General features: G+C 62.8%; 33 protein-coding genes. 22 read left to right on the plus strand and 11 right to left on the minus strand.

Annotated elements, in window-relative coordinates; all coding sequences use genetic code 11:
- The gene (locus AC04SH_RS22015) at nt 1-627 is read right to left on the minus strand and encodes a TetR/AcrR family transcriptional regulator (protein ID WP_488576615.1); all 627 of its coding nucleotides are present in this window, start codon (nt 625-627) and stop codon (nt 1-3) included.
- Nucleotides 628-689: 62 nt separating this feature from the next.
- Between AC04SH_RS22015 and AC04SH_RS22020 the strand changes: the two genes are divergently transcribed.
- From AC04SH_RS22020 to AC04SH_RS22030, 3 genes are all read left to right on the plus strand, one after another.
- Nucleotides 690-1,220 (plus strand): DinB family protein, encoded by a 531-nt coding sequence (locus AC04SH_RS22020; RefSeq protein WP_488576616.1) that lies wholly within the window; start codon nt 690-692, stop codon nt 1,218-1,220.
- A gap of 592 nt (nt 1,221-1,812) precedes the next feature.
- Nucleotides 1,813-2,220: a hypothetical protein gene (locus tag AC04SH_RS22025; RefSeq protein WP_488576617.1), complete on the plus strand. Its 408-nt coding sequence runs from the start codon at nt 1,813-1,815 to the stop codon at nt 2,218-2,220.
- A 297-nt stretch (nt 2,221-2,517) separates the two neighbouring features.
- Complete coding sequence (locus AC04SH_RS22030) at nt 2,518-3,114, plus strand: glutathione S-transferase family protein (protein ID WP_488576618.1); 597 nt, start codon at nt 2,518-2,520, stop codon at nt 3,112-3,114.
- A gap of 63 nt (nt 3,115-3,177) precedes the next feature.
- Here the strand turns inward: AC04SH_RS22030 and AC04SH_RS22035 are convergent, their stop codons facing one another.
- Nucleotides 3,178-3,828: an outer membrane protein gene (locus AC04SH_RS22035; RefSeq protein WP_477234886.1), complete on the minus strand. Its 651-nt coding sequence runs from the start codon at nt 3,826-3,828 to the stop codon at nt 3,178-3,180.
- A 412-nt stretch (nt 3,829-4,240) separates the two neighbouring features.
- Between AC04SH_RS22035 and AC04SH_RS22040 the strand changes: the two genes are divergently transcribed.
- From AC04SH_RS22040 to AC04SH_RS22070, 7 genes are all read left to right on the plus strand, one after another.
- Nucleotides 4,241-5,005, plus strand: a complete 765-nt coding sequence (locus AC04SH_RS22040) for an SDR family oxidoreductase (protein WP_488576619.1) — start codon at nt 4,241-4,243, stop codon at nt 5,003-5,005.
- Nucleotides 5,002-7,080, plus strand: a complete 2,079-nt coding sequence (gene uvrC, locus AC04SH_RS22045) for an excinuclease ABC subunit UvrC (protein WP_488576620.1) — start codon at nt 5,002-5,004, stop codon at nt 7,078-7,080. Before AC04SH_RS22040 ends, uvrC begins: the two co-directional genes overlap by 4 nt.
- Before the next feature lie 157 nt (nt 7,081-7,237).
- The gene (gene pgsA / locus AC04SH_RS22050; RefSeq protein ID WP_140710699.1) at nt 7,238-7,834 is read left to right on the plus strand and encodes a CDP-diacylglycerol--glycerol-3-phosphate 3-phosphatidyltransferase; all 597 of its coding nucleotides are present in this window, start codon (nt 7,238-7,240) and stop codon (nt 7,832-7,834) included.
- Nucleotide 7,835: 1 nt separating this feature from the next.
- Nucleotides 7,836-8,093 carry a molybdopterin converting factor subunit 1 gene (gene moaD, locus AC04SH_RS22055; protein ID WP_112560833.1) on the plus strand — a complete coding sequence of 86 codons (258 nt, stop codon included), beginning with the start codon at nt 7,836-7,838 and terminating at the stop codon, nt 8,091-8,093.
- A 4-nt stretch (nt 8,094-8,097) separates the two neighbouring features.
- Nucleotides 8,098-8,571, plus strand: a complete 474-nt coding sequence (locus AC04SH_RS22060; protein WP_488576621.1) for a molybdenum cofactor biosynthesis protein MoaE — start codon at nt 8,098-8,100, stop codon at nt 8,569-8,571.
- A 69-nt stretch (nt 8,572-8,640) separates the two neighbouring features.
- Entirely contained in the window at nt 8,641-9,408 is a 768-nt protein-coding gene (locus AC04SH_RS22065; protein WP_488576622.1) for a YbaY family lipoprotein, read from the plus strand.
- A gap of 199 nt (nt 9,409-9,607) precedes the next feature.
- Nucleotides 9,608-9,877, plus strand: a complete 270-nt coding sequence (locus tag AC04SH_RS22070) for a hypothetical protein (protein WP_488576623.1) — start codon at nt 9,608-9,610, stop codon at nt 9,875-9,877.
- Nucleotides 9,878-9,957: 80 nt separating this feature from the next.
- On the opposite strand, the gene AC04SH_RS22075 is transcribed toward AC04SH_RS22070, so the two are convergent.
- On the minus strand, nt 9,958-10,434 hold the full coding sequence (locus AC04SH_RS22075; RefSeq protein ID WP_488576624.1) for a cupin domain-containing protein: 477 nt from the start codon (nt 10,432-10,434) through the stop codon (nt 9,958-9,960).
- A 103-nt stretch (nt 10,435-10,537) separates the two neighbouring features.
- Here AC04SH_RS22075 and AC04SH_RS22080 point away from each other — a divergent pair, with 103 nt between their 5' ends.
- A complete protein-coding gene (locus AC04SH_RS22080) occupies nt 10,538-10,954 on the plus strand; it encodes a MarR family winged helix-turn-helix transcriptional regulator (protein WP_488576625.1) in 417 nt (138 codons plus the stop codon).
- 2 nt (nt 10,955-10,956) lie between these two features.
- On the opposite strand, the gene AC04SH_RS22085 is transcribed toward AC04SH_RS22080, so the two are convergent.
- Complete coding sequence (locus AC04SH_RS22085) at nt 10,957-11,568, minus strand: class I SAM-dependent methyltransferase (protein ID WP_488576626.1); 612 nt, start codon at nt 11,566-11,568, stop codon at nt 10,957-10,959.
- 135 nt (nt 11,569-11,703) lie between these two features.
- Nucleotides 11,704-12,126, minus strand: a complete 423-nt coding sequence (gene ndk, locus AC04SH_RS22090; RefSeq protein ID WP_192259008.1) for a nucleoside-diphosphate kinase — start codon at nt 12,124-12,126, stop codon at nt 11,704-11,706.
- A 326-nt stretch (nt 12,127-12,452) separates the two neighbouring features.
- Between ndk and AC04SH_RS22095 the strand changes: the two genes are divergently transcribed.
- Complete coding sequence (locus tag AC04SH_RS22095; protein ID WP_352558018.1) at nt 12,453-12,653, plus strand: hypothetical protein; 201 nt, start codon at nt 12,453-12,455, stop codon at nt 12,651-12,653.
- 6 nt (nt 12,654-12,659) lie between these two features.
- On the opposite strand, the gene bluB is transcribed toward AC04SH_RS22095, so the two are convergent.
- Together bluB and AC04SH_RS22105 are read right to left on the minus strand one after the other, a co-directional pair.
- On the minus strand, nt 12,660-13,295 hold the full coding sequence (gene bluB / locus AC04SH_RS22100; protein WP_488576627.1) for a 5,6-dimethylbenzimidazole synthase: 636 nt from the start codon (nt 13,293-13,295) through the stop codon (nt 12,660-12,662).
- Nucleotides 13,296-13,417: 122 nt separating this feature from the next.
- Nucleotides 13,418-14,110 carry a glutathione S-transferase family protein gene (locus AC04SH_RS22105; protein WP_488576628.1) on the minus strand — a complete coding sequence of 231 codons (693 nt, stop codon included), beginning with the start codon at nt 14,108-14,110 and terminating at the stop codon, nt 13,418-13,420.
- A 71-nt stretch (nt 14,111-14,181) separates the two neighbouring features.
- Here AC04SH_RS22105 and AC04SH_RS22110 point away from each other — a divergent pair, with 71 nt between their 5' ends.
- The 4 genes from AC04SH_RS22110 to AC04SH_RS22125 all read left to right on the plus strand — a co-directional run bounded on the left by AC04SH_RS22110 (nt 14,182) and on the right by AC04SH_RS22125 (nt 17,234).
- Nucleotides 14,182-14,694, plus strand: coding sequence for a DinB family protein (locus tag AC04SH_RS22110; RefSeq protein ID WP_488576629.1), 513 nt, complete (start codon nt 14,182-14,184; stop codon nt 14,692-14,694).
- A gap of 229 nt (nt 14,695-14,923) precedes the next feature.
- On the plus strand, nt 14,924-15,499 hold the full coding sequence (locus AC04SH_RS22115) for a hypothetical protein (protein WP_488576630.1): 576 nt from the start codon (nt 14,924-14,926) through the stop codon (nt 15,497-15,499).
- A gap of 271 nt (nt 15,500-15,770) precedes the next feature.
- Complete coding sequence (locus tag AC04SH_RS22120; protein ID WP_488576631.1) at nt 15,771-16,559, plus strand: GGDEF domain-containing protein; 789 nt, start codon at nt 15,771-15,773, stop codon at nt 16,557-16,559.
- 177 nt (nt 16,560-16,736) lie between these two features.
- A complete protein-coding gene (locus tag AC04SH_RS22125; protein WP_488576632.1) occupies nt 16,737-17,234 on the plus strand; it encodes a sterol desaturase family protein in 498 nt (165 codons plus the stop codon).
- Between the two features lie 31 nt (nt 17,235-17,265).
- Here the strand turns inward: AC04SH_RS22125 and AC04SH_RS22130 are convergent, their stop codons facing one another.
- From AC04SH_RS22130 to AC04SH_RS22140, 3 genes are all read right to left on the minus strand, one after another.
- Nucleotides 17,266-17,568, minus strand: a complete 303-nt coding sequence (locus AC04SH_RS22130; protein ID WP_436259147.1) for a DUF982 domain-containing protein — start codon at nt 17,566-17,568, stop codon at nt 17,266-17,268.
- Nucleotides 17,569-17,723: 155 nt separating this feature from the next.
- Nucleotides 17,724-19,805 (minus strand): ATP-dependent helicase, encoded by a 2,082-nt coding sequence (locus AC04SH_RS22135; RefSeq protein WP_488576633.1) that lies wholly within the window; start codon nt 19,803-19,805, stop codon nt 17,724-17,726.
- An 88-nt stretch (nt 19,806-19,893) separates the two neighbouring features.
- Nucleotides 19,894-20,058: a hypothetical protein gene (locus AC04SH_RS22140; RefSeq protein WP_488576634.1), complete on the minus strand. Its 165-nt coding sequence runs from the start codon at nt 20,056-20,058 to the stop codon at nt 19,894-19,896.
- Nucleotides 20,059-20,197: 139 nt separating this feature from the next.
- On the opposite strand from AC04SH_RS22140, the gene AC04SH_RS22145 reads away from it, so the two are divergent.
- A complete protein-coding gene (locus AC04SH_RS22145) occupies nt 20,198-20,356 on the plus strand; it encodes a hypothetical protein (RefSeq protein ID WP_203278129.1) in 159 nt (52 codons plus the stop codon).
- Nucleotides 20,357-20,858: 502 nt separating this feature from the next.
- Here the strand turns inward: AC04SH_RS22145 and AC04SH_RS22150 are convergent.
- Nucleotides 20,859-21,827, minus strand: coding sequence for a LysR substrate-binding domain-containing protein (locus tag AC04SH_RS22150; protein WP_488576635.1), 969 nt, complete (start codon nt 21,825-21,827; stop codon nt 20,859-20,861).
- 111 nt (nt 21,828-21,938) lie between these two features.
- On the opposite strand from AC04SH_RS22150, the gene AC04SH_RS22155 reads away from it, so the two are divergent.
- The 5 genes from AC04SH_RS22155 (at nt 21,939) to AC04SH_RS22175 (ending at nt 26,578) form a co-directional block, all read left to right on the plus strand.
- A complete protein-coding gene (locus AC04SH_RS22155; RefSeq protein WP_488576636.1) occupies nt 21,939-22,772 on the plus strand; it encodes a hypothetical protein in 834 nt (277 codons plus the stop codon).
- 49 nt (nt 22,773-22,821) lie between these two features.
- Complete coding sequence (locus AC04SH_RS22160; RefSeq protein ID WP_488576737.1) at nt 22,822-23,748, plus strand: DMT family transporter; 927 nt, start codon at nt 22,822-22,824, stop codon at nt 23,746-23,748.
- Nucleotides 23,741-23,959 carry a hypothetical protein gene (locus AC04SH_RS22165; protein WP_488576637.1) on the plus strand — a complete coding sequence of 73 codons (219 nt, stop codon included), beginning with the start codon at nt 23,741-23,743 and terminating at the stop codon, nt 23,957-23,959. The genes AC04SH_RS22160 and AC04SH_RS22165 overlap by 8 nt, the downstream gene beginning before the upstream one ends.
- Nucleotides 23,960-24,127: 168 nt before the next feature.
- Nucleotides 24,128-24,574, plus strand: coding sequence for a Ros/MucR family transcriptional regulator (locus tag AC04SH_RS22170; RefSeq protein WP_488576738.1), 447 nt, complete (start codon nt 24,128-24,130; stop codon nt 24,572-24,574).
- Nucleotides 24,575-24,700: 126 nt separating this feature from the next.
- Nucleotides 24,701-26,578 carry an ABC-F family ATP-binding cassette domain-containing protein gene (locus AC04SH_RS22175; RefSeq protein ID WP_023819154.1) on the plus strand — a complete coding sequence of 626 codons (1,878 nt, stop codon included), beginning with the start codon at nt 24,701-24,703 and terminating at the stop codon, nt 26,576-26,578.
- Nucleotides 26,579-26,730 lie beyond the last annotated feature (152 nt).

Raw genomic sequence — 26,730 nt, forward strand, 5'->3', positions numbered from 1 at the left:
TCATGCGCTGCGGCCGGAACCCGACACATAAGCGCAGATCAGCTCGACGAGTTGCTTCTGCAACTCCGGCGCATCGAGCATGTCGCGCCGCCCGGCATTGTGGATGACGCCCTCGACCGCCGAGGAGAGTACGCGGGCCACAGTCTCATTGTCCTTCCTGCGCCGGCGATACTGCGCTACCGCCGCCGTATAGTGGTCGAGATAGCGCGACTGAAACGAGGCATGAGCGGCGCGCGAGCCGCGATCACCTGGCGCCTCGTCGAGCAGCACCTGATGCAGGGTCGGATGGATGCTGTGCGCATCGATCATGCCGCGCACCAGCTCCTGCGCGAATCGCTTGAGCGGCTTGTCGCCTTCTGCTGATTCGGCGATCACCGACAACACCTGATCGAAATGTCGCCGACGGATTGCCTCGACCAGCGACAGCTTGTCGGGAAAATATTGATAGAGCGAGCCGATGCTGACACCGGCGGCGTCGGCCACCTTGTTGGTGGTGAAGCCGGCCCAGCCGAGCGTGCTCAGAACATGAGCGCCGGCTTCGATGATCGCCTCGACGGTAGCGCGCGAACGCGCCTGGCGCGGCTGCTTGCGCATGCGCGAGCGCGGCTTTGCAATGCGAGTAGACATGCTTGCTCCATCAGCCGAGAATATAGACAACATACTCACATTTTTCGGAAAGGATACAGACCATGAGCGCGCGGGATCTGCTTCGCAGTCTCTTCGTCTATCAAGCCTGGGCCAATGGCGAATTGCTGGAGAAGCTCGCGGGTCTCGACCAGCGGGCGCATCCGCAGGAGCGTCACGCAGCCATCCGTCTGCTCAACCACAACCTCATCGTGTCGAGGATATTCGCGGCGCATCTTTCCGGCACGCGTCACGCCTACGCGTCAGACAACACCGAGGACACGCCGGCGCTCGATGAACTCGGCGCCGATGTCGCGGCGATGGATCGTTGGTATCTCGACTATCTCGAAGCCGTGTCGCCTAAACTTCTGTCACAGCCTGTGCCCTTGATCTTCACCGACGGTGACAAGGCAATGATGTCGCGCCAGGAAATGCTGATCCATGTCGTCACCCACGGCGGCTACCATCGCGGTGAGATCGGGCGGATCCTGGTGCAGATTGGCGTCACTCCGCCATGGGATACGTTTGCCGTGCATCTCCACCAGACCGAGCCTGCGCGTCGGCTGCAGATGATACGTGAGCCCGTTGGGGTGTAGAGCTGCAAGCCTTGGATTCCAAGGGGTGCGAGGCTTCGCAGGATAAGGATCGCCGCGATCCTTGGGGCCCCTTTGCCCGCCGGGGAAACTCCCCGCACCGAGGCTGGGCAGGTCCCTTCTCCTGGCGGAGATGTTAGGCAGAACAGAGCGGGCGCCGCTCCTTCAAATATTGCCTTTCATCATGTCGGGCCAATCTCAAATTATATACGAGCAAAAAACTCGCGTTCACTTTGGCGCCGTTTTTGTCGTCGTCTGAATGAAGCAAGATCAGTCTATGCGATACGATGGTTTTTTGTGATCTGCCAAGCCACCGATGACCACGCGCGATCGGCGCCGCCGCAAGAGATTGTGAGCTTGACGAGAAGATCGCATGAGTCGCGACGCTCAGAAATTCTGCTGCAAAAGTTCGCTGTGACGCGCGAAGATTCTTTGCCGATTTCGCTATCGATCATCGCGAACATGCTCTCGGTGTAACCGAAATTTAATCTGCAAAATTCAGTGTAATGCTTCGCTGGCTAGACACGCGCGAGTCAGATATGAATAGGCTCGCCGGGTCACTAACGGCCAACGGCACAAACGCAAGGGGCATCGCATGGCTAAGCAGTCATCCAAAGCGCCGGCATCCAAGGCACCGGCAAAGAAAGCACCAGTAAAGGCAGTGGCGGCGAAAGCGGCAACTGCAGTAAAGAAGGCAGCACCTGCTGCCAAGCCGAAGGCGGCAGCGCCCAAGGCAAAGGCAGCACCGGCTAAGAAGCCGGTTGCGAAGGCCGCTGCCAAGCCGGCAGTGAAGAAAGCAGTACCGGCCAAGGCCAAGGCTGCGCCGGCAAAGAAGGCGGCGCCTGCCAAGAAGCCTGCTGCCAAGGCTGCGGCGAAACCCGCCGCGAAGAAGGCGGCACCTGCCAAGGCTCCGGCCAAGGCCGCCGCTGCGAAATCTACCGCAGCCGTGAAGAAAGCAGCGCCTGCCAAGAAGGCAGCGCCTGCGAAGGCCGCGAAAAAGTAATCGCGTTTCTCGCGCGCCGGGGACGATGCCGGGACATGAGGGCGGGCGCCTTGGATACGCCGCGCTCTCCGCCTCGGCGTTATGGCGCACGAAAAGAGGGGCGAACGTAATCTATCTTTCGCAGCTCCCAGGACTTCGCCTCACGGCGAAGTCCGGTGGGGCTTTTTTGTTGCCCTGAGCAGACCGCCTGGCTCTCAATATACCGGTTCCTCTGGCGGTCAGTTTTTCTTCTGCTGGCATTTGCCTGTAGACATCGATCGGTAGAAACTCACTGTCTGCGAAAACAGGGAACCGATCATGCCGAAGCTGCTCTACGCGTCCTCATCCCCTTACAGCTCCAAGGTGCGCATGGCGGCACTCTATGCCGGCATCGCTGTTGACCTGGTGCCGATCAAGACCGAGGACAAGCCGGCCGAATTGATATCGGCCAATCCGCTCGGCAAGATCCCGGTGCTGGTGCTCGACGACGGCCGCTCGATCCACGACAGCCGCGCCATCACCCAGCACCTCAACCGCGCATCGAAGAATCTGTTGTTGCCGCGCAATGCCGACAAGCGGCTCGAAGCCGAAGTGCTGGAGGCGCTGGCCGACGGCATCTGCGATTGCGCGCTGTCGATGGTTTATGAGCGGCGCACGCGGCCCGACGAGATGGTCTATCAGCCCTGGCTCGATCGCCAGTGGACGAAGATCACCGCCGCGCTCGATCTCCTCAACGCCAATCCGCCGAAACTGCCGAAGAAGATCACGCTTGGCCAGTTGGCGCTGCGCGCCTGCCTTGGCTATCTCTCGCTGCGCTTCGCCGGCAAATGGGAAAAGGGCCGCGGCCGGCTGACCCGCTGGGCAGCGCGCTTCGACGAGAAGTTTCCGGAGCTGAGGGTGGCTGTGCCGGCGTGACGGGCGAAACAAAAAAAGCCGGGCGCGAGGCCCGGCTTTCTTGTGTCGTGGCTTGAACGACAGTTAGAACTTCATACCGACGCCGAAGGTGACGCGGTTGTCGCTTTCCTTGACCTTGGTGCCAACACTGTCGAAGCTCTTGGAACCGAAGTCGGTGTAGCGGTACTCGACACGGCCGAACACATTGTCGGTGATCTTGATGTCGGTGCCGACGCCGGCCGTCCAGCCGAGCATGGTGTTGCTGTCGCTGTCGCCCGGAACCGAGATCTTCTGGTTCTTCAGGGCGCCACCGCCGGTGCCATAGAGCAGGATTTCCGGGGTCACAGCGTAGCCGAGACGGGCGCGCAGCGAGCCTTCGAAGCCGCCCTTGGAATCGACGCCGCCGCTGTCACCCTTGACGCCGTTGTAGCCGAGATCGGCTTCAGCACCGTATACGAAGTTTTCCTGCTGCCACTGGTAGCCGCCGAAAACGCCGCCGACGAAGCCCTTGGTCTTGATGTCGGGGCCGCCGTCATGGACTTTGGCATGACCGCTGAAACCGTAGCCGACGCTGACACCGGCATAGGGGCCGGCCCAGGAAGCGACGGGGAGTTCGGCGATCGGGGCAGGTGCCGGGGGCTCTTCCGAGACGACGTCAGCGGCAAAAGCAGTACCGCTGAGGGCGAAGAGCCCGAGCGCGACCGCGATTGGCGCGAATTTGAGATTGGCTTGCATTGTTGTTTACTCCTTAAGCCACAAGACACGTAGGCTTGTTTGTCTTGAACGCCATCAACCCGTCCGGGGGATGAAACGGATCTGGCACTCAACGGTTCCGAATGTCGTGTCAAAATGCGGCGGCAGCGAACCTGAAACTGGGTCATTCCCCGGCGCGAATGAGGCCGAAGCTTGACGTTGCATCTTCGCAACAGCGAAATGTCAGCACGCTTGCGATGCTGCACTGCACTCGGCTTGGTGCAAGGAGTCCAGCGTCCTATATTGCGGTCCTGCCGGCCCGAATCCGGACGGGTCCAGGCGCTGAAAAAGCCGTTTCGCCACATTGCTGCCCCAGGTGGAAACGGCATTTAACCCCTGGACGCGTCACAATGTGCCGGCTAGCGGAATTGGGGCGTAGATTGAGGATTGACAGATGATCGAAGCCACAGGCGTGGCGCTGGTGACGGGTGGGGCAAAGCGGATCGGCAAGGCGATCGTCGAGGATCTGGCCGCGCATGGCTTTGCCGTCGCCATCCATGCCAATCGCTCGGGCGCCGAGGCTGACGCGCTGGCCGCGCGCATCAGGGGCGCGGGCGGGCGCGCCGCCGTGGTTGCCGCCGACCTGACCGACATGGCCGCCGTCGGCGATCTCGTCGGCCGCGCCGAGGCCGCGCTCGGTCCGGTCACGCTTCTGGTCAACAATGCCTCGCTGTTCGTCGACGACAGCGTCGAGGATTTCGATTGGGTGGCATGGGACCGCCACTTCGCCATCCATGTGAAGACGCCGGCGCTGTTGGCGCAGAACTTCGCCCGTGCCTTGCCGCAGGGGCAGGAGGGGCTGATCGTCAACATCATCGATCAGCGCGTCTGGCGGCCGACGCCGCGCTATTTCTCCTACGCGCTGTCGAAGTCGGCTCTGTGGACGCAGACTGAGATGCTGGCGCAGGCGCTCGGTCCGCGCATCCGCGTCAACGCCATCGGCCCCGGTCCGACGCTGAGGAATGCGCGCCAGGAAGATCACGATTTCGACAAGCAGGTCGACGGCCTGATCCTGAAGCGCGGCCCGCAACTGGCCGAATTCGGCGCCACCATCCGCTATCTCTGGGAGGCGCGCTCGGTGACCGGCCAGATGATCGCGCTCGACGGCGGCCAGCATCTTGCATGGCAGACGCCGGATGTGACAGGCATGGTGGAATGAGTCCCGCAGACCAGAAACACAAGACGCGCGCCGGCGCCGCTGACGATATGCCGCCGGACATCGACCTCGAGGACGAGGCCGCCGAGGAGATCGTCGAGCCCGAGGCCGCTGGACCCGATGTCGCCTTCACCGCGATAGACTGGGCGCCGCATGCCGGCGACGCCGACGGCATGGTCGGCGCCGAGGTCATCCAGACGCTGGTCAAGCGGCTGCCCAATGCGCCCGGCGTCTACCGCATGATGAACGCCGCCGGCGATGTGCTTTATGTCGGCAAGGCGCGCAGCCTGAAGAAGCGGGTGACCAACTACGCGCAAGGCCGGTTCCACACCGCCCGCATCGGCCGCATGGTGCGCGAAACGGCGACGATGGAGTTCGTCGTCACCCGCACCGAGATCGAAGCGCTGCTGCTCGAAGCCAATCTTATCAAGCGCTTGCGGCCACGATTCAATGTGTTGATGCGGGACGACAAATCGTTCCCTTACATCCTGTTGACCGGCGATCATGTCTCGCCCGGTATCTACAAACATCGCGGTGCGCGCTCGCGCAAGGGCGACTATTTCGGCCCGTTTGCCTCGGCCGGCGCCGTCGGGCGAACCATCAATTCGCTGCAGCGCGCCTTCCTGCTCAGGAGCTGCACCAACTCGTTCTACGAGAACCGCACGCGGCCGTGCCTGCTCTACCAGATCAAGCGCTGCGCCGGTCCTTGCACAGGCGAGATCTCGCACAGTGACTATGCCGAGCTGGTCGCCGAGGCGAAGGATTTTCTGTCCGGCCGCAGCCAGAAGGTGAAGACCGAGATCTCTGAAGCCATGCAACAGGCGTCGCAGGAGCTCGATTTCGAGCGCGCCGCCATCTATCGCGACCGGCTAGCGGCGCTGTCGCATGTGCAGAGCCATCAGGGCATCAACCCCGCCACGGTCGACGAGGCCGATGTCTTCGCCATCCACCAGGAGGGCGGCCAGGTCTGCATCCAGGTGTTCTTCTTCCGCACCGGTCAGAACTGGGGCAATCGCGCCTATTTCCCCAAGGCCGATCCGGCGCTGGAGGGGGCGGAAGTGCTGGGCTCGTTCCTGGCGCAGTTCTATGACGACAAGCCGACGCCGCGGAACATTCTTCTGTCGCGAGCCGTCCAGGACCAGGAACTGCTGGCCGAGGCGCTGTCCACCCGCGCCGGCCGCAAAGTGTCGATCTCGGTGCCGCAGCGCGGCGAGAAGAGGGATTTGACCGACAACGCGCTGCAGAATGCGCGCGAGGCGCTCGGCCGCCGCTTGGCCGAAACCTCGACGCAAGGGCGTCTGCTCGCCGGCTTTGCCGAGACCTTCGGCCTGCCGAAGCCGCCCGTGCGCATCGAGGTCTACGACAACTCGCACATTATGGGCACCAACGCCGTCGGCGCCATGGTCGTCGCCGGGCCGGAAGGGTTTGTGAAGAACCAGTACCGGAAATTCAACATCCGCTCGACCGAGATCACCCCCGGCGACGACTTCGGCATGATGCGCGAGGTGATGGAGCGGCGTTTTTCAAGGCTGCTGAAGGAGCATGGCGATGTCGCCGTGGCCGACGATGCGGCCGCAGGCGAGGCAGCCGATGATATCGAGGACGACATTTCCGGCAGTTTCCCGGCCTGGCCCGACGTCATCCTGATCGATGGCGGCCAGGGCCAGATGAGTGCGGTGCGTAAGATCCTCGCCGATCTTGGCATCGAGGACCGCGTCGTGGCGATCGGCATCGCCAAGGGCCAGGACCGCGATGCCGGCCGCGAACGCTTCTTCGTCAAGGGCAGGGACTCGTTTTCGCTCCCGGTGCGTGACCCCGTGCTCTATTTCGTCCAGCGGCTGCGCGACGAGGTCCACCGCTTTGCCATCGGTTCTCACCGCGCGCGGCGCAAGAAGGAATTGGTCAAGAGCCCGCTCGACGAGATCGCCGGTATCGGTCCCGGCCGCAAGCGCGCCTTGCTGCTGGCCTTCGGCACCGCCAAGGCGGTCAGCCGTGCGGCGGTCGAGGATCTGGTCAAGGTCGACGGCATTTCCGAGCAGGTGGCGAAACTGGTCTACAACCATTTCCACGAAAGCTGACGCATATCGCCCAAAAGTGTGAAGCGGTTTTGGGATAACGATATGCGTCCACTTTGGAAGACGGGGTGCTATTTTCGTCTGGCCAATCGAATCTCGGCTGTTGACCCCCTACATCCGGTTCTGATTTGAGTACGCAGGCAGAAAGAGTCCCCCCGATATGGCCCAGCGCGCGTTCAACCTGCCCAATATGCTCACCTACGCCCGCATTGTCGCGGTGCCGCTGGTGGTGCTGTGCTTTTTTCTCGAAGGGCATCTGAAATCGAGCGACTTCGCCCGCTGGTCGGCGCTGATCATCTTCCTGCTGGCCTCGATCACCGATTATCTCGACGGCTATCTGGCGCGCGCCTGGCAGCAGACCTCCAACATCGGCAAGATGCTCGATCCGATAGCCGACAAACTGCTGGTCGCCACCTGCCTGCTGCTCTTGGCCGCCGACACCGACCGGCACGCCGGCATCGCCGGCTGGTCGCTGTGGGCGGCGATCATCATCCTGTGCCGCGAGATCCTGGTCTCGGGCCTGCGCGAATATCTGGCGGCGCTGAAGGTCTCGGTGCCGGTGACCCAGCTCGCCAAATGGAAGACCGCCATCCAGATGGTCGCCATCGCCTTCCTGCTTGCCGGCCCTGCCGGCGACAAGATCTTCCCGCTGACCACGCAGACCGGGTTGGTGCTGTTGTGGATCGCCGCACTGGTCACGCTGTACACCGGCTACGACTATTTCCGCGCCGGCCTCAAGCACATCATGGACGAGTAAGATGACCACGCGACTCATCTATTTTGCCTGGGTGCGCGAACGGATCGGCAAGCCTGAGGAAGACGTCGAATTGCCGGCCGGTATCGAGACGGTGGCCGACCTCTTGCGCTGGCTGAAATCGCGCGGCGAGGAGTATGAGCACGCGCTGCAATATCCCGACGTGATCCGCGTCGCCATCAACCAGGAACATGTAGAGCATCGGGAAAAAGTCGCCGGCGCGCGCGAGATCGCGCTGTTTCCGCCGATGACCGGGGGCTGACGCCATGCCCGGCGTGCCGATGGTGCGCATCCAGCGTGAGGATTTCGACGTTGCCGCCGAGATCGCCAGGCTGACGCAGGGCCGCGCCGACATCGGCGCCGTGGTGTCTTTCCAAGGCCTCTGCCGTGACGAGGAAGGTCAGCTGTCGGCACTCGAGCTCGAACATTATCCCGGCATGGCCGAAGCCGAGATCGGCCGCATCGCCGCCGAAGCCATAGCACGCTGGCCGTTGCAAGGGCTCACGGTCATCCATCGCCACGGCAAGATCGCACCCGGCGAAAACATCGTGCTGGTGGTGGCGGCCTCCGCGCACCGGCAGGCGGCGTTCGAAGCGGCGAATTTCCTGATGGATTTCCTGAAATCGCGCGCGCCGTTCTGGAAGAAGGAACATCGCCTAGACGGCACCGACGGCGGCTGGGTCGAGGCCAAGGACGCCGACGACCAGGCTGCGGCGCGCTGGAAGGCGCGGCCTGAATAAATCTCGGCGTAGCCATGTATTGACCGCATTCCCTTGGCCAAATCGCATCTGGCAAAAGGGAGCAAGGGCATGCTGGACAGGATCGCTGAATTCTTCGTCTTCGGTTTTGTGCCGCTGGTCGTCGGCATGCTGGCCGTTCCCGAAATGTCTGTCGCGGCCGAGAAAACCCTGAAGGGCGAGGTGATGTATCGCGAGCGCATCGCGCTGCCGCCCAACGCCGTACTTTCGGTACAGCTGGCCGACGTGTCTTTGGCCGATGCGCCGGCCGCCATTGTCGGCGAACGCAAGGTGGCGCCGGCCGGCCAGGTGCCGATCAAGTTCGAGATCAGCTTCGATCCAACGGTGATCCGGCCCAACATGACCTACGCGCTGCAGGCGCGCATCACCGCCGACGACAAGCTGCTGTTCATCACGGACACACGCTATCAGGTCGATCCGCTGAGCGATGCGCCGCAGACGATCGTGTTGAAAATGGTGGCGCCGAGCGACAAGCCGACCTCGGCCTCGCTGTTCGATCAGAGCTGGCTGGTCGAATATATCGACGGCATCGGTGTGATCGCGCAACCGAAAGCGACGTTCAGGGTCAGTGAAGCCGGCAAGGCCGGCGGCAGCGGCCCTTGCAACGCCTATTTCGCCACCGCCAAGGTCGAGGGCTCGACGATCGCCGTCAGCGACATCGGCTCGACCTACAAGGCCTGCGCGCCGGAGGTGATGGCCGAGGAAAAGGCGCTGTTCGAGGCGTTGGTCAAGGCGGCGTCGTACCATATCGATGCTGGCAAGCTCACCATCACCAACAAGGACGGCCGCGACATTTTGCGGTTCAACGCGGCAAGCTGACGTCGACGGACCTGGCGTGGCGGCGGCGCGGGAATCGTCTTCGCGACTTTTCCGACCCGGACTACGCGACAGCCGGGAATAGTCCGGCCGCGCGAAGCGTTAACTTCCCATATGGCGGGTAGGCAAAAGGGACATGTCCCTTCACTGAAGCCGCCAGACCGAATGCGGCTCGATCTGGCCACTCAAAAGGAGTCCAGACATGAAAAAGCACGCGCTTATCCTTGCCACCACAGGCGTATCGCTGATTACCTTCGCCGGCTTTGCCAGGGCCGACGACCATTTGTTCAATGCACTTCAGCATGGTCTCAGTCCTGACAGCCAACCCTTCCAGACCAACAAGGCCGGCCATAGTGGCGACCTGGCGCCTGGGCAGGGCAGTCCGTTTGTCGGCGACGACACCCAGACACCGGCCACCGACACCGAAGCGGCGAACGATCATGCAAATGTGAAAGAGCGCCAAGCGAAGTGACAGAAAACCCGCCGCTACGGGCGGCGGGAACTCTTGTTCGTCCGATACGCCGCGCCGCCAGTTGACCACTTGGGAGAGCGTCACGTCTGCGGTGGCGGCGGCGCCGGCGTCAGGGCGAACCGGCGCATCAGGTCCATGAGCCTGGCGCGGTCGGGCGGGCCGCCGGCGCTGAAGATGGCGAAGGCCTCGCGAAAATAGTCCGGACCGATCGCCGCCGGCGTCACCACGCAAAGCACCTTGGCGTTCTCGGCGGTGTCGTTGTCGAAGCGGTGGACCGCGCCGCGCGGAATGCACAGCGCCTGGCCGGGTCCGATATCGTGCCGGTGTCCGTCGACGGTCAGCGTCAGCACGCCCTCGATCCCGTACATCGTCTCTTCATAGTGGTCATGGCTGTGTGCCGGGGCGGGCAGGCGCTGCGAACCGGCGACCGTCAGTTCGAAGGCGGCGATGCTGCCGTTCGATTGGTCGCCGGTCAGCAGGAAGTGCACGGCAAGGCCGCCATGGCTGATTGTCTCCTCCGCAGGATTGACGCGAACCTGGCCGGCTTTGTCTAGCATTCCATCCTCCTATGTGGTAAATCGAATTTACCAAAACAAGTAAACTCAATTTACTCGAGTGTCAATGCCGTCATCCACGGAAGATCCACCAAGGAAGCCACCGTTGATCGGTGCGCTGCTGCGCGTGCCGGCCATGGCCATTCACCGCAAACTGATCCGGGATCTGAAGGCGTCGGGTTTCGAGGATCTGAGCCCGCCGCATATGGCGGTGATCCAATATCCCGGCCCTGATGGCCTTCGGCCGAGCGCGCTTGCCGAGCGCGCCGGGATGAGCAAGCAGGCCATGAACCAGCTGCTGAAGACACTGGAAGCGATGGGTTACATCATCCGCTCGGCGGCACCCGACGAAAGCGGCGGGACCATTGTCCATTTCACCGACCGCGGGCGCGCCGCCTACCAGAAAATGGCCGACATCTTGCTGGACGTCGAGCGCGAATGGGCCAAGGAGCTTGGGCAGAAGCGTTTCACGGAACTGAAAACGCTGCTCGGCGACCTCTGGGACACGCCGCTCATTCGTTGAGCTCAGACCGGCTTCGCCTTCTCGAACCGCGCCCCATAGTGATAGGGCGGCACCTCGACCAGTTTAACAAGCTTCAGGCCGCCGGCTTCGACATCCGCGATGGTCTGTTGCGGTGACAGCCTGAGTTCGGTTCGCGGGCCGCGCGGCTCGCCCAGCACTGTCGTCGTCTCGCGCGGGTGCTGGTGCCAGTTGACGATGACAAAATGTCCGCCGGGGGCGAGCGCTTCGTGCACGGCACGCGCCAGGCGCGGCCGGTCGGGCACGCCGTGGAAGGCGTTGGCCATGAAGACGAAGTCGACTGGCCGGGACACCAGGCTCGCGAGTTCGTAGGCGTCGCCGGCGACGAATTCGCAATTGGTCACGCCGGCGCCGGTCAGCCGTCGTTGCGCGGCTTCCAGCAGGTCGGCATCGATATCGATGGCGATGACACGGCGGGCGACGGCGGTGATCGGCAGCGTAAACCAGCCGTCGCCGCAGCAGAGGTCGACCACCTCCATGCCCGGCTTCAGCCCGGTTGCCGCAAGCACGCCGGCGGGATCCGGCCACAGCGCCTCCCACCAGCCGCTCGACGGCATCTCGGTGCCCTGGAAGAAACCGGGGATGGCACTGGTCATGGTCGGGTCGGATCCGCTGGTGCGTGATCCGACCTTAGCGCAGGCCGATCTTCGGGGGGAGTGCAGCGAGGTCCGACGCCAAAGAAAAAGGCCGGCGAAACGCCAGCCTTTTGCATGCATTCCGTTCGCGTCGGCTCAGCCGACGATCTCGGTGTCGGAGAACCAGTACTTGATCTCCTGCGCGGCTGTCTCCGGCGCGTCGGAGCCGTGCACCGAATTCTCGCCGATCGACAGCGCATGCACCTTGCGGATGGTGCCCTCGGCGGCGTTGGCCGGGTTGGTAGCGCCCATCACTTCGCGGTTCCTGGCAATGGCATTTTCGCCTTCGAGCACCTGGACGATGGTCGGCGCCGACGACATGAATTCCACCAGCTCGCCAAAGAACGGGCGATCCTTGTGGACGGCGTAGAAGCCTTCTGCCTCACGGCGGCTCATCCACACACGGCGCGAGGCGATGACGCGCAGGCCGGCCTCTTCCAGCATCCTGGTGATGGCGCCGGTGAGGTTGCGCCGGGTCGCATCCGGCTTGATCATGGAAAAGGTGCGTTCGATCGCCATTGGTCGTCCTTGTGATGAAGAGTGGAATTGGGAGTGGCGGGCTCTATACAAGCCGCCCGACCCATTGCCAAGGGGAGGCGCTCGACCCGCGCTATTGCGCCGCGACCGGCGCCCTGGCGGCGCCGACGTCGCGCAGCGGCGGCAGGCCGTAGAGCCGGCTGTCTTCGCGGCTGAACTGATAGGGTCGCCCCATGTCCTGGTACGGTGTCGCCGTCGAAGGGCGACAGATCGGCCGGGGCGAAGATGGACGGGTCGCAGGGGCGGGGGTATCATCTCCAGGGAAATCAGTTGGATGGGAAGCCGGATACCGGAGGACCTTCGGCGAGATGAACTGGCACGATCTGAGACCCGGGGATATCAAGGGGATCCTGCTGATGGTTGCCCTCTTCGGCGGTCTGGTCGTTGCCATGCTGCTCGGGCTCGGGAAGAATACCAACTTCGGTTTCGGCCCGGAATGGCAATGTACGCCGATGCCGAAGGGCGACCCGATCTGCGTCAGGCTCATCGCCAAGGATGAGGCGAAGTGACCGGAATTATCGCCTGATCACCAGGGGCGACCGTCGGCTTTCCCAGCCCTCGCGTTCCAGCGTCGGCACGTCGTGCTCCTCGCTGGGATAGCCGAGGCAGAAATAGCCGATCAGCGTCCATTCGGGCGGTGTATCGAGGATCTTGGCCATCTCGGCCGCGTCGAGGATCGACACCCAGCCCATGCCGATGCCTTCTGCCCGCGCCGCCAGCCACAGAGTATGCACCGCCATGACGGCCGAATAGTCGATGGTCGCCGGCATGGTCATGCGGCCAAGCCCGTGACCTTGTTCCGTCGTACGGTCGGCGAAAACCGCGAACTGGCAAGGTGCTTCGTTGAGACCGGCAAGCTTCAGCCGGGCATAGAGCGCTGCGCGCTCGCCGGAAAAGCATGTGAGCTCCTCGGCATTGCAGCGCTCGAAAGAGCCTCTCACGGCCGCGCGCCGTTCGGCGCTGTCGACCACAACGAAGCGCCACGGCTGGCTGAGCCCGACGGACGGCGCAATGCTGGCAAGCTCCAGCAGCCGTTCCAGTGTCCCCTCGGGCAAGGCCGTCCGCTCGAAGCGCCGCACATCCCGGCGCCAGCGCAGCAGCGTAACGAGCCCGGCGCGAAAATCGGCGGTGAAATCGGGAGGTGACGGCATGGCGGTCTCGCTAGGGGAGTAAGGCAGTAGGGCAGTAGGGCAGTAGGGCAGTAGGGGAAGGTTTAGTTGAGGCAGTCCGAGCACCGTAACCTACTGCCCTACTGCCTTATTGCCCTATTGCCTTATTGTGCCGCCTCCACCGTACGGCCGAGGCCGTCATGAAGGTCGAGGCAGCGTTCGAACCATTGCGCAACGACGTCGCTTTCGTCGAGCAAGCGATAGGGCGAGGTGATGCGCGCCCATTGCAGCGCGCCGAAGACGATGTAATCGGCAAAGAGCGGCAAGGCGCCGCCGATGAACGGCTGATAGCCGAGCATCGAACGCAGCGGCTCCAGAGCGGCACGGAAGCCGGCGAGCCCGGCATCGCGGGCGGCCGTCACCGCTTCCAGCGGCTTGCCGAAACGCTGCTCGCGGCTGGAGCGGAAATAGGCGGCGTTCTCGTCGTCCTGCATGGCGTGGATGTCGAGCAGCGCGGCCGTGGTGACATAGGGATGGATGGTGAGTTGCGACCAGCGTTCGATGAAACGCGCCATCGCCTTGCCGCCGTCGCCGGCAAACAGCGTCGGCCGCTCGGGGTAGGTCTCGTCCAGATAAAGCGCGATGGCGAAGGAATCGGCCACCACGCGCTCGCCGTCGCGAATCACCGGCACGGTCTTCGAGACACCGCCCTCGACCTTGGGCACGTCGAGAAAGCGGGTCGGCAGGCTGGATCTGTCCAGACCTTTATGTGCAAGCGCCATGGCAACCTTCCAGCAATGCGGGCTGAACGGACGGGTCGTGTCGCGTCCGACGAGTTCATAGAACAGAATGGTCATTGGCGGCTGCGTCCTCGCGGTCTAATTAGGCGCCTGCGGCTGAAGCGGAACTCGTCGGCGGGAAAGAAAAGATGAAACAGCATTTCATGATGTTTGCGGCCTACAATCAATGGGCCAATGGCCGCATCTACAATGCTGCCGCCGATCTCGTGGACGAAGAATTCGAAAGGGACGTCGGCGCCTTCTTCGGCTCGATGGCCGGCACGCTCAATCATCTGCTGGCCGCGGACCGCGTCTGGATGAAGCGCTTCACCGGCACGGGCGACGCACCGTCGCGAACCGACGCCATCCTCCACCGTGCTTTGCCTGTCCTGTGGCAGGCGCGCGAGGCGGAGGACAAGAGGATCATCGGCTGGATCGACGGCATGAGCGACAAGGCGCTTGCCGGCCGCTTCTCCTACATGACGCTTTCCGATATGCGCACCGTTTCGCAGCGACTGGCGCCGGCGCTCAGCCACTTCTTCAACCATCAGACCCATCATCGCGGCCATGCCCACATGATCCTGACCGTGCTTGGCCGGCCCTCCGTGCCGCTCGATCTGGTGCTGTTCCAGCGCAGCGAGGAAGGCCGCGCCTACGCCTGATGCACCTTCCAGCAATCCGAGTGGTAGATTCCTCAAATTTAAAAATTTGAGCAAGTTCGTCTAAATTCTTCTTGCCGCAGCGTAGAGATTAAAAACCACGACTCTTCATATGCACAAAAGCTAAAGAAACCAAAACACCGCTCTCCGCGTATCTCCTCGAAAAAGGACGAGTGCGTTTAAATCTGTGAGTGCTGAAATGCGAAAATAAAAAACCACACAGGAGAGTGTTATGGCCAGTATCGTAAAGAGAATCGCCAGTACATTGGCGAGTGGTGCAATCATCGTTATTCTCGCCATGCCTGCGAACGCCCAAAGCGTCGGGCTTGGTGGACTTGGCGGCGTATCCGTCGGCGGAAACAGAGCCGACGCCAATGCGGGCGGGCCAAATGGAGCTGACGCAAATGCATCTTTCGGCGGTAGCAGAACCAGTGCCAACGTTTCGATCGGCGGCACAAATGGCGCCGACGGGACTGCCACCATCGGCGGCAGCAGTTCCACAGCTACCGCATCCATCGGTGGCACCAACGGCGCTGGAGCAAATGCGACTTTGGGCAACGGCACCAACAGCGCGGTCGGCGTGACACTCGGCGGCACGAGCGCCGATGTCGGAGTTGGAACGCCAGGGGTTCCTGGCACCCTCGGCACTGCGGCAACTGCCACCACGCCGGCTATGCCGGGCGTCGTCGCCAGCATGTCGAGCAGCCAGCTGACACGCATGAAGAAGCGCTGCATCGATGTGCTCAGCAGCGAGGGCACCTACGACAGCGACCTGCGGCAGCTCTGCCTGATGATCTCCCGTCGCTGAGACGGGGTTCGCCGGAGTGTCGAACCAGCCGTGAGGCTTTACGGCACTCTCCTACTGCATGCCCCGGACTTCCCGAGGACATGCGCTGACGAGAAGCCTCCGGCCAGTCGGAAAGCCCGCCACGCGAGTGGCGGGCTTTTTGTGACCGCCGGCATCTTCACGGCGATGGCCGTGCTTTCGACGGGCTGTTAACCACATTACAATTGAAGGCAAGGTTTTAGGGTTTCATTTGTGTTCCTACTGCAAAATGGCGGACACGGTGGAGAATGGCATGCGGATCGATCTGTCGCCCACGAGTTGGGGCAGGGTCATAGTGGTCACAGTTGTCGGCACGGCGATCTGTATCGCGGCTGCCTTCTTCGTCGATTCCTACAATTTTCCGTCGCTGTCGCCTGATGCGTTGCGCTGGGCGCAACTCACCGACCTGTTGCTGCCGCTTGTGCTGGGTGGATCGTTCTTCTCTTTCCTGATGTACAAGATGCGTCAGCTGGCCATCGCCCAGAAAGAGCTGAGCATCGTCGCGGCGACCGACAGCCTGACGGCGGTGTTCAACCGCGGCGCGTTTTCAATGCTGGTTGAAGCCTATCTCGACCAGGCGCGCAGCCAGGCCGTCGTCAATGCCGGCGCTTTGCTGATCGTCGACGCCGACCATTTCAAGACCATCAACGATCGACTGGGTCACGATTGCGGCGATCAGGCGCTGAAGCTGATTGCCGAGACGATCAAGGCCCAGCTGCGCGGCGCCGACATTGTCGGACGCATCGGCGGCGAGGAGTTCGCCGTTTTCCTGCCCGGCGCCGACCCGTCGCAGTCCTGGCTGGTCGCCGAGGGGATCCGGCGGCGCATCCGCGAGGTCGAATTTGCCCCGGGTGGACGACCTTGTCCGCTCTCGGTGAGCATCGGCGGCGTCGCCTTCAGCGGGCCTACCACCTATGCCGACATGTTCCTGACGGCCGACCGGCATCTCTACAAGGCCAAGTCGAACGGGCGCGACCAGGTCAGTTTTGAGACAACCGGGCCGCGCGGCCTGCTGACTGGCGACCCGGCAACGTTCCATTGAGACTGAGCGATAGGGTCGGAGCAGGCCTAATCAGGCGGATCGCTGCGACGCCGACCTGACAAAGCGCAGTGGAGCTGTTGCCGTCCACGATGTCGACTGCAGCAGGGCCTCATTCCTTGTCGTGAGCGTCTGAATCTGCCGGTTCACGGCGCGGCCCGTCAACAATCCGTTCATCCCTTGTGGCGCTTCCATTCGATCCACCACAGCATCGAGGAGATGGATTGGCTGGCCGCGCACCGCGTCCATCCTGTCGACCAGATTCTGACCAAATCGGCCTCGTTCGTGCCGGTTTTCGCGCTCGATTTTTCGAGCACTGCCATACTGATCTTCACACTGATCTATCAGTGGCAGTCGCTGTTCATCCATTCCAACACGCGTATCAAGGTCGGACCATTGAAATGGCTTCTGGCGTCACCGCAGTTTCATCATTGGCATCATGCCAATGAGCGTGAAGCCTGGGACAAGAATTTCGCCGGGCAGCTGCCTTTGCTCGACATGCTGGGAGGCACGTTGTTCATGCCCTACAGGATGCCGCAGAAATACGGCACCGATGATCCGGTCCCGCCGCTCTATCATCAGCAGCTTGCCTATCTGTTTGTCGGCAGCACCGGACAGCTCGCGCAAGCTGCAAGGCTGGCCGAAGCCGCACCTACGCCGGCCGGCAAGTCCGATTGATCTTTTCGCCGGCCAGGTTTGATCCGCCGTCTCAGGCGGCGTAGCCGCCATAGCCGCGCGCGACCGGCTTGACCGAGATGATCGGCTGGACTGGTGGCCAGAGGATGCCGGCCGTCACCGCAAAGGTGATCAGCGCATCGCGCGCGGCCTCAGTCGAGATTTCGCCGGCGCGTGCCGCCTCGCAGGCCTTCACCGCGGCGCCATAGCTCACGCGTCGGCGCGACGGCGGAAATTCGGTCAGGAAATCATGCATTTCGAACAGCGAGGCGAGCATGCGTTTGTGGCCGGCGCCAACGGTGACGGCAACCGGGGTGAAGAACATCGCGTCGTGCATTCTGGCCTCTCTGGATTGGCGGAGGGGAGGCGGTCGCCGCTCTCCGATCAGGGTTGGACGCCAGAAAACGCGGCGCGGGGCCCGAGGTTCCATGACAGAGAATTTTGCTTTTTGACGTCGCTCCCCCGGTCGGCATCCGCGGTTGCGGCCGGCGGCTATTTCCACATGCCGCGCATGCGGGCGCCGAGGTCGACCCGAACGTCAGGTCTGTGGCGAGGATCGTCCTTTGCGTGGACGCTCGCCCACGAGGTCTGCTCGAAGGCGCCGAGGATGGAGGCCGGTATGAAGCGGCTGCGTGAGGCATAAACGTTGCGGTCGCCGCGCGCCGGCTGGTTGTGCGGATAAAAGCGCTGCGGCGTCACCAGGTGCAGGCCGTCCTTGGCCCGCGTCATCGCGACGTAGAGCAGCCGGCGCTCCTCCTCGATGTCTTCCTTGGTGCCGACGCCGAGATCGGCCGGGATGCAGCCATCGACGGTGTTGAGCACGAAGACGTTCTTCCATTCCTGGCCCTTGGCCGAATGGATGGTCGACAGGATCAGATAGTCCTCATCGCGATGCGGCGGCCCGGCCTGGTCGCTGGTCGCATCCGGTGGATCGAGCGTCAGTTCGGTCAGGAAGCGCTCGCGCGAGGCGTAGCCGGAGGCGATCTGCTCGAGCTGCAGGAGGTCGGCTCGCCGCGTCGTTGCATCCTCATGCATGCGCTCAAGATGCGGCTCGTACCACAGCCTGACCTGTTCGAGATCGGCCGGCCATTTGCCTGACCTGGCGCGCAGGCCGGAAAACAGCGAAACGAAAGCTGGCCAGTCCTCCGCAGCGCGTTGCGGCGGCCGGTAGCGGGCCAGCCCCATCGCCTCATCGAGCGATGTCGCCATGGTCTCGACGACGGCGCTGGCCGCCGAAGGGCCGATGCCAGGCAGAAGCTGCAGCACGCGAAAGCCGGCGACGCGGTCGCGCGGGTTCTCGGCAAAGCGCAGCACCGCCAGCACGTCCTTGACGTGAGCAGCGTCGAGGAATTTCAGCCCGCCGAACTTGACGAACGGGATGTTGCGGCGCGTCAGCTCGATCTCCAGCGGCCCGCTGTGATGCGAGGCGCGAAACAGCACCGCTTGCGATTTGAGCACCGTGCCGGCCTCGCGCTCGGCAAGGATCGCCTGGCAGACATAATTTGCCTGTTCAGCCTCGTCGCGCACGCTGACCAGTTTCGGCTTTTGCGAGGATTTGCGCTCCGACCACAGATTCTTGGTGAAGCGCTCCGACGCCTCGGAAATCACCGCATTGGCCGCCGCCAAAATGGTCTCGGTCGAGCGGTAATTGCGCTCCAGCATGATGACGTCTGCGGCTCGCGCGAATTGCTGGGGGAAATCCAGGATGTTGCGCACCTCGGCGGCGCGGAACGAATAGATCGACTGCGCGTCGTCGCCGACCACCGTCAGTCCGGCGCCGTCCGGCTTCAGCGCTGAAAGGATCGAGGCCTGCAGTCTGTTGGTGTCCTGGTATTCGTCGACCAGCACATGATCAAAACGGGAAGAAAGATGCGTGGCGATTTCAGGCTCGACCGCCATCTGCGCCCAGTAGAGCAGCAGGTCGTCGTAATCGAGCACGTTCTGCGCCTGCTTGGCTTCGACGTATCCGGCGAACAGCTCTTTTAGCTGTTCGGCCCACCCCGAGCACCAGGGAAAAGCCGTGCCCAGCACCTCGCCGAGCGGCGCCTGCGCGTTAACAGTGCGCGAATAGATCGCCAGGCACGTGACCTTGGTCGGAAACCGGCTTTCGGTCTTCGAAAAGCCGAGCTCATGCCGTGCAAGATTCATCAGGTCGGCGGAATCCTCGCGATCGTGGATGGTAAAGGCGGGATCGAGGCCGATCGTCAGTGCATAGTCGCGCAACAGCCGGGCGCCAATGCCATGAAAGGTACCCGCCCAGGCCAGCGCGTCGGCGATGACGGACGCATCGCGGCCCAGCACCTCGCCGGCAATGCGTTCGACCCGTCTGGCCATTTCGGTGGCGGCGCGGCGCGAAAATGTCATGAGCAGGATGCGTCTCGGATCGGCGCCCTTGACGATCAGATGCGCAACCCGGTGGGCCAGCGTGTTGGTCTTGCCGGAGCCGGCGCCGGCAATCACCAGCAACGGCCCGGCGACCTGGCCGTCACCATGCTCGACGGCCAGCCGCTGCTCGGCGTTGAGCTTGGCGAGATAGGCAGGCTGCAGGGTCGAATCATTGATGGCGATGGTCATCGCCCATCAAGCATCGTTTCTGCTTTGTTCGCAACGGGCTAGAGCGGTACGGCCTCTACCAGGCTTTATCCCTGTGGGGATGGCTGGCCTATCTCCGCGGGGCGACGCCCATTGCCGCCGACTGGCGTCGCAAGGCGCGTTCGTCGCCGGGTATCGGCAGCGGTTCGAAATCGTCAGGCACCTCGTCGATGATTTTTCTGGCGGCGCGATAGGCCGCATAGGCGACAAGGCCGGTTATGAGCAGACGGATCATGGCGCGATCTCCTTCGGGCAACCAACCCCGGGGGCGGCATTTGGTTCCAGCCGGCGGGAGGCGTCGCCTGCGGGCGTGCAACCAAAGCCGAACCACCTCGTTGCCTTTACGAAGGAGAGGGCAGACCTAGGAGGTTGCCATGAAGAGGCTTCTGATTCTGTTTGCCGCAGGCCTGGCGCTCGCGGCCTGCGACAGCGACATCCAGCCAACCAAAGCCCCGGTGCTCGATCAAACCCCGCAGACGGATTCGGCGCCAAAGCCGGCAACTGGTGGCGAACAACCGTCACCGGCGCAATGATCGTCTCAAAATAGCGGTGAAGCGAAACAGCGCCTGAGGGAAGAAGGCCGGCGCTGCTCGGGAGGAAGCTGAAAGCGCCGGCCAAGCGGGAAAACAGGCCCGCCGCACGACCGAAGATAGCTGAGTCTTTCCTCTGCGTCATGAGGTGGCCCGCATCGACCTGCTTCATGACGGCGCTCCTGCACAAAATCAGCAGAAAACCCTGAAATCCTGCAGCATCTCGCCACGACTGGTCCGCTCTGCACGGGTACAGCCGGAAAGATGAAAAAGCTTCTGTCCGGTGCCCTCATATTCGCCTCGATCACAATCGCGGCGATGGTCTTTTGGACTGTGGTCTACAATTATCGGGAACGGCTGAGCGACCGTCAGCTGATCGCGAGAGCGGTTGCCGATGCTGTAAAATCTCCACATGGCCCGATCAGATACAGTTCCGCCGACGAGCTGATGAGGCTCAATCCGGGATGCTGCATTGTGGGCAAGAACGCTCTCAGTAGGAGCGACCTCAGGCCATAGCCTTGCGCATTACCGGGCCGCTGGCGATCTCGGCGTCCAGCTGGCCCTGCGTCAGCGCCGCCTCGGCCATGATCCACTGCTTGAACAGGTCCACCTTGCGCGCGTAGAGCGCGGTGGCCGGACTGACGAAATACCAGCCGGCACTGTTGGGGTGATGCACGGCAAACGGCGCCACCAGCCGCTCGGCGCGGATATCGCTCGCCATATAGGCGCGGTTGGCGACTGCAAAGCCCATGCCGGCATTGGCCGCCTCATAGGACATCATGCAGGAATCGAAATAGATGCTCTTGGCCTCGCCGAGCACGGAACTCGCGCCGGCAAAACCCAGCCACGACTGCCAGTTCTGCGTGCAGGTGTCGGAATGCAGCAGCGTAAAGTGCCTGAGGTCGTCCGGCGTCACCTTTGACACCGGCTTGTCGCCGAGAATCTCCTGGAACAGTTTCCTGCTGCATACCGGCGTCAAATCCTCCTTGAACAAGAGGTCCGCCGCCAGGTCGGGAAAGTTGCCATCGCCATAACGGATCTCCAGGTCGAACTCGGAAGTGGCGGACTCATTGGTGGCGTAGGAGGTCGAGACGCGCATCTCGATTTCGGGATATTGCCGCTGGAACAGCGGCAGCCGCGGAAACAGCCAACGCGCGGCGAAAGTCGGCAGCACCGAAATCTTCAGCACATGTGCCTGCGACTGTCCGGTCGCTTCCATGCTGGCCGCCACGATCCGCTCCAATGCCTCGCGAACGCGCGACACATAGGTCTCGCCCTCGGGCGTCAGCGAAACTGCATTGCCGCCACGCTGGAAGATCTTGAAGCGCAGCTGGTCCTCAAGGCTTTTGACGCGCTGGCTGACCGCGGAAGCAGTAATGAACTGCTCTTCGCCGGCGCGCGTAAAGTTACGGTGCCGGGCGGCACTTTCCACAATCTTCAGCGAATTGAGGTTGACCTGACTGAGCAGACGCACGGGTTTCGACCTTAAGCTGGGCTTACACTAGCACCAGCATTCCTAATTTTACAGGGGTGGGGGAACTAATCGACTGTTTACCAAGTGATGCCCCCACCCTGGAGAAGTAGAATGAACGCCCATACCATTCCCGATTTGCGCTATGCGATGAGCCGTGAAGCCATTATCGGTCACGAGACAGCCTGGAAAGTGTCGAGTTTCGGCGTTGCGCAGTATCTGCACGGTTACGACCCGGCGTTGCTGGCGGCGATCGAGGAGGCGGCGTTGAAGCTCAAGGCCAGCCACGCCGTGCACAAGCATCTCGATCTGACCTTCATCACCGGCGCCGATCGCTTCATTCCGGAGATCAAGGAACTGCTGCATGACAAGCTGCGCCTGGAACGTCTGTCCGACATGATGGGCACCAAGCTCGAGCCTTACCCGCTGTCGATCGTCGGCTCGACCGTCACGTTCATGAATCCCAAGGATGGCGCCGTCGATTGGCATTGTGACGGTGTTCCGGTCACTGAACTCATTCCGCTGTCGATCAGCGATCCGCTGGTTGGCGGCCATCTCGAAATCTACTGCGACGATTCCGAGACCGGCCGCGCCATCCTCGAATCCGGCCGCGAGATCCCGCGCAACCGTATCATGCGCATCGACCACAAGATGAACTACGCGACGCTCGGGCAGTTTCTTGGCGTTCTGCACCGGACGGCACCGATCCAGTTCGGTGACCGCGTCACGCTGGTGCTCAACCAGCGCTCGGTGGCCAAGCCCTATGTCGATGACAACCGCATGTTTTATCTCGCAGCCGACAATGACCATGATCGCGAATGGGTCAACGAACTGGCCGAAGACGTCTGGACAAACCAGCTGCCGGCCTATCGCCGCTTCGAAGAAGAACGTCCGGTTGCCGCGGCGACCGATGCGCCGTTCCCAGGCGGGTCAAGGGAATCATGGTAGTCAGAGCGTAGAAGTGGACACCGGTTTGGCCGTCGGTTCGGAAGAAATCATGGTCGGCGACAGGGACAGGGCGCCGTCCCGGCCTTCCCGGGACGGGTCGGGCTCGCCCTCGGCCCTGGTCTTCGCCGCCGGCGCGGTCGCCCTGTGGTCGACCAACGCGCTGGTCGGCAGATCCCTGCTGGCCAGCCATCCGGTGTCGCTGGTGCAGTTGCTGCAGTTTTGCGGAGCGGCGCTGGTGTTCGCCGTCATCCATTTGGCGAGCCGCAAGAACGCGACCCCCGAAAGGGCAGCCACGGGCGCCCGGGCGGTCGCGGTCGGCATCATCGGCCTGGTCGGCACCATGGTGCTGCAATACATCGCCTTTGCCTCCATGCCGGTGATCGAGGCCAATCTCGTCGCCTACACCTGGCCGCTGATGGTTGCGGCGGCGGTCATCGTGCTGGGCAAGCCGCAGCGCCCCGTGCTTTTCGGCTTGACTGCCGTGCTCGGCTTTGTCGGCGTGGCGCTGGTGATCTCGGGTGGTCGCGGCCAGCCATTTCTCCAGGGCAGCATCGTCGGCTATCTCGCCGCCTTCGGCTCGGCGCTGTGCATGGCGTTCTATTCGATCGCGGTCGCTCGCCTGGCCACTCCGTCGGAGCGTTTGCTTTTGCCTTCGGCACTGGTCGGCGTCGGCCTGACCTTGCTGTGGTGTGTTCACGACGGCACGGCCTGGCCAGCTGGCGCGGACCTCCTGCTTGGCCTCTATCTCGGTGCCGGTCCGATGGGGCTGGGCTATTATTTCTGGTCACGCGCCTTGAAGCTCGAAGGCGGCGGCAAGGTTGCGGTTGTCGCCTATCTGACGCCGATCGCCTCGACGCTGCTGCTGACGCTGTCCGGTGAAAGGCTGACGCTGACCGCGATTGCCGGTGCGGTCCTCGTCATCGGTAGTTGCATTGCGGTGGGCATAGAACGCTCGGAGGCTGAAAACCATGCTTGACGACGATGAACGCCTCGCTAGACAGGAAGCATACTGGCTGATCAAGGAGTTCGGCGCCGAGGCGCCGCTCTATGCCGCGATGAAAGCCGAAAAGGCGATCGAGCAAAAAGACTTCGGGCGGTGCGCCCGCTGGAAACGTATTCTAGAGATATTGGCCGACTCCACATGCGTCGGTTCCGCAACGGCGAAATCAGCGGCTTCGAAGTATTAGATTTTCTAATTTGCAACGTTGCAACCTGATGTGGAAACATCCTCCTGCACCGATTCTTGATGATTTACTGACGCTTAACGACCCGCTGGGGAGGTGCTGTTAAGTGGATACATCGAGAACACTCTTCAAAAAAGCCGGCAACTGCATCACCGGCGGGAGAAAAACAAATTGCAAACTCTCGACAATAAGACTGCTATTGAACTGACCGCCGACATTGTATCGGCCTATGTCGGCAACAATCCACTGCCAGCTTCTAGTCTACCGGACTTGATCGCAAGCGTCAGCGCCTCGGTTCGTAAGTTGGGCAATGCCCCCGCCGTGGAGAGCCCTGTGCTTAACCCGGCCGTCAATCCGAAGCGTTCGGTGTTTCCCGACCACATCGTCTGCCTCGAGGACGGCAAGAAATTCAAGTCGCTGAAGCGCCACTTGATGACCGATCATGGCCTCAGCCCGGACGAGTATCGCACCAAATGGAGCTTGCCACCGGACTATCCGATGGTGGCGCCGAACTATTCCGCGACCCGTTCGGCATTGGCCAAATCCTCGGGCCTCGGCCGCAAGCCGGCCGTTCCGGCCGCCACGGCCAAGGTGACGAAGCGCAAGACGAAGGCCTGACCCAGGTCGTCTCTGAAAGTTATCAGTTTGGACGGCGCGCTTCAGGCGCGCCGTTTTCATGCCTTATGCCCTCGCCGGCCCTCCAAGCCCTTGCGAAGCGCCGCCCTCCCGTGCAAAAGCCCCGGCATGCTTATCATCAACGACCTTTCGCTCCGCATGGCCGGACGCTTGCTTCTCGACCATGCCTCGCTGACCTTGCCGGCCGGCACCAAGGCCGGCCTCGTCGGTCGCAACGGCACCGGCAAGACGACCTTGTTCAAGGCGATCACCGGCGATTTCCCTTCCGAGACCGGCTCGATCAGCCTGCCCAAGAACACCCGCATCGGCCAGGTGGCGCAAGAAGCGCCGGGCACCGAGGAGCCGCTGATCGAGATCGTGCTCAAGGCCGACCTCGAGCGCACTGCCCTGCTTGAGGAGGAAAAGACCGCCACCGACGCGCACCGCATCGCCGACATCCACATGCGGCTGGCCGATATCGATGCGCACTCGGCCGAGTCGCGCGCGGCCACCATCCTTGCTGGCCTCGGCTTCGATGATGCGGCGCAGCGCCGCCCGGCCTCGTCCTTCTCCGGCGGCTGGCGTATGCGCGTGGCGCTCGCCGCGGTGCTGTTTGCCGAGCCCGACCTTCTGCTGCTCGACGAGCCGACCAACTATCTCGATCTCGAAGGCACGTTGTGGCTGGAAAATTATGTGTCGAAGTATCCGCACACGGTGCTTCTGATCTCGCACGACCGCGACCTGCTCAACCGCGCCGTCAATTCCATCGTCCATCTCGACCAGAAGAAGCTGACCTTCTGGCGCGGCGGCTACGACCAGTTCGAGCGCCAGTACACCGAGCAGAAGGAGTTGCAGGAGAAGGGCCGCGTCAAGCAGGAAGCCGCGCGCAAGCATATGGAATCCTTCGTCGAGCGCTTCCGCGCCAAGGCTTCCAAGGCCAGGCAGGCGCAGTCTCGCATCAAGGCGCTGGAGAAGATGAAGCCGATCGCGGCGATCGTGAACGACACCGTGCGGCCGTTCTCTTTCCCCGAACCGGTGAAAACGGTGGCCTCGCCGATCGTTGCGCTCAACAACGTCAATGTCGGCTACACTGAAGGCCAGCCGATCCTGAAGAAGATGACGCTGCGCATCGACGCCGACGACCGCATCGCGCTGCTTGGCGCCAATGGCAACGGCAAGTCGACCTTCGCCAAACTTCTGTCGGGCCGGCTGAAGCAGGAAACCGGCACCATGACGGTTGCGCCCGGGCTGAAAGTGGCGATCTTCGCCCAGCATCAGCTCGACGATCTCAGGCCGGAGGAAAACGCCTACGAGCATGTCCGCCGGCTGATGCCGGAAGCACCGGAATCCAAGGTGCGCGGCCGCGTCGCCCAGTTTGGTCTCACCACCGAAAAGATGAATACGGCGGCCAAGGACCTGTCCGGCGGCGAGAAGGCGCGGCTCCTGATGGGCCTGTCAGCTTTCGAGGGGCCGAACCTGTTTATCCTCGACGAGCCGACCAACCATCTCGACATCGACAGCCGCGAATCGCTGATCCATGCACTGAACGAGTTTCCCGGCGCCGTCATCCTGATCTCGCACGACCGCCACCTTTTGGAAGCGACGGCCGACCGGCTGTGGCTGGTCAAGGACGGCGCGGTCAATCCCTATGATGGCGACCTGGAGGACTACAAGACGCTGGTCACCGGTGTGTCCGGCGACCGCCGCGGCAAGCGCGAGGCCGAGAAGGCATCCAAGGCCGATCGCCGCCGCGATGCAGCGGCGCGCCGCGCCGCCTTCGAGCCGCTGGCCAAGGAGATCCGCGCCACCGAGGCGCTGATGGACCGCATCCGCAAGCGCATCGACCTGATCGAGGACGAACTCGCCAACCCGGCCGTCTATGAGAAGGATCCGTCGACGGCGACCCGGCTCGCCAAGGAGCGCTCGCAGCTGGCCCAGCAGCTTGCCGGCCACGAGGAGAAGTGGCTGACCATGTCGGCCGAATATGAGGAAGGCACGGCGGAGTGATTTACCCTCCCCCTTGTGGGGAGGGTAAATCCGCGAAGCGGAGCGGGGTGGGGGTCTGCGCCGCACCCCACCCCGGCGCTACGCGCCGACCCTCCCCATCAAGGGGAGCGTAAGATCTGGCCCTACAGGCCGCGTCCGGAACCGGCTAAGCA

The organism is Mesorhizobium sp. CNPSo 4688 (genome assembly GCF_057784295.1).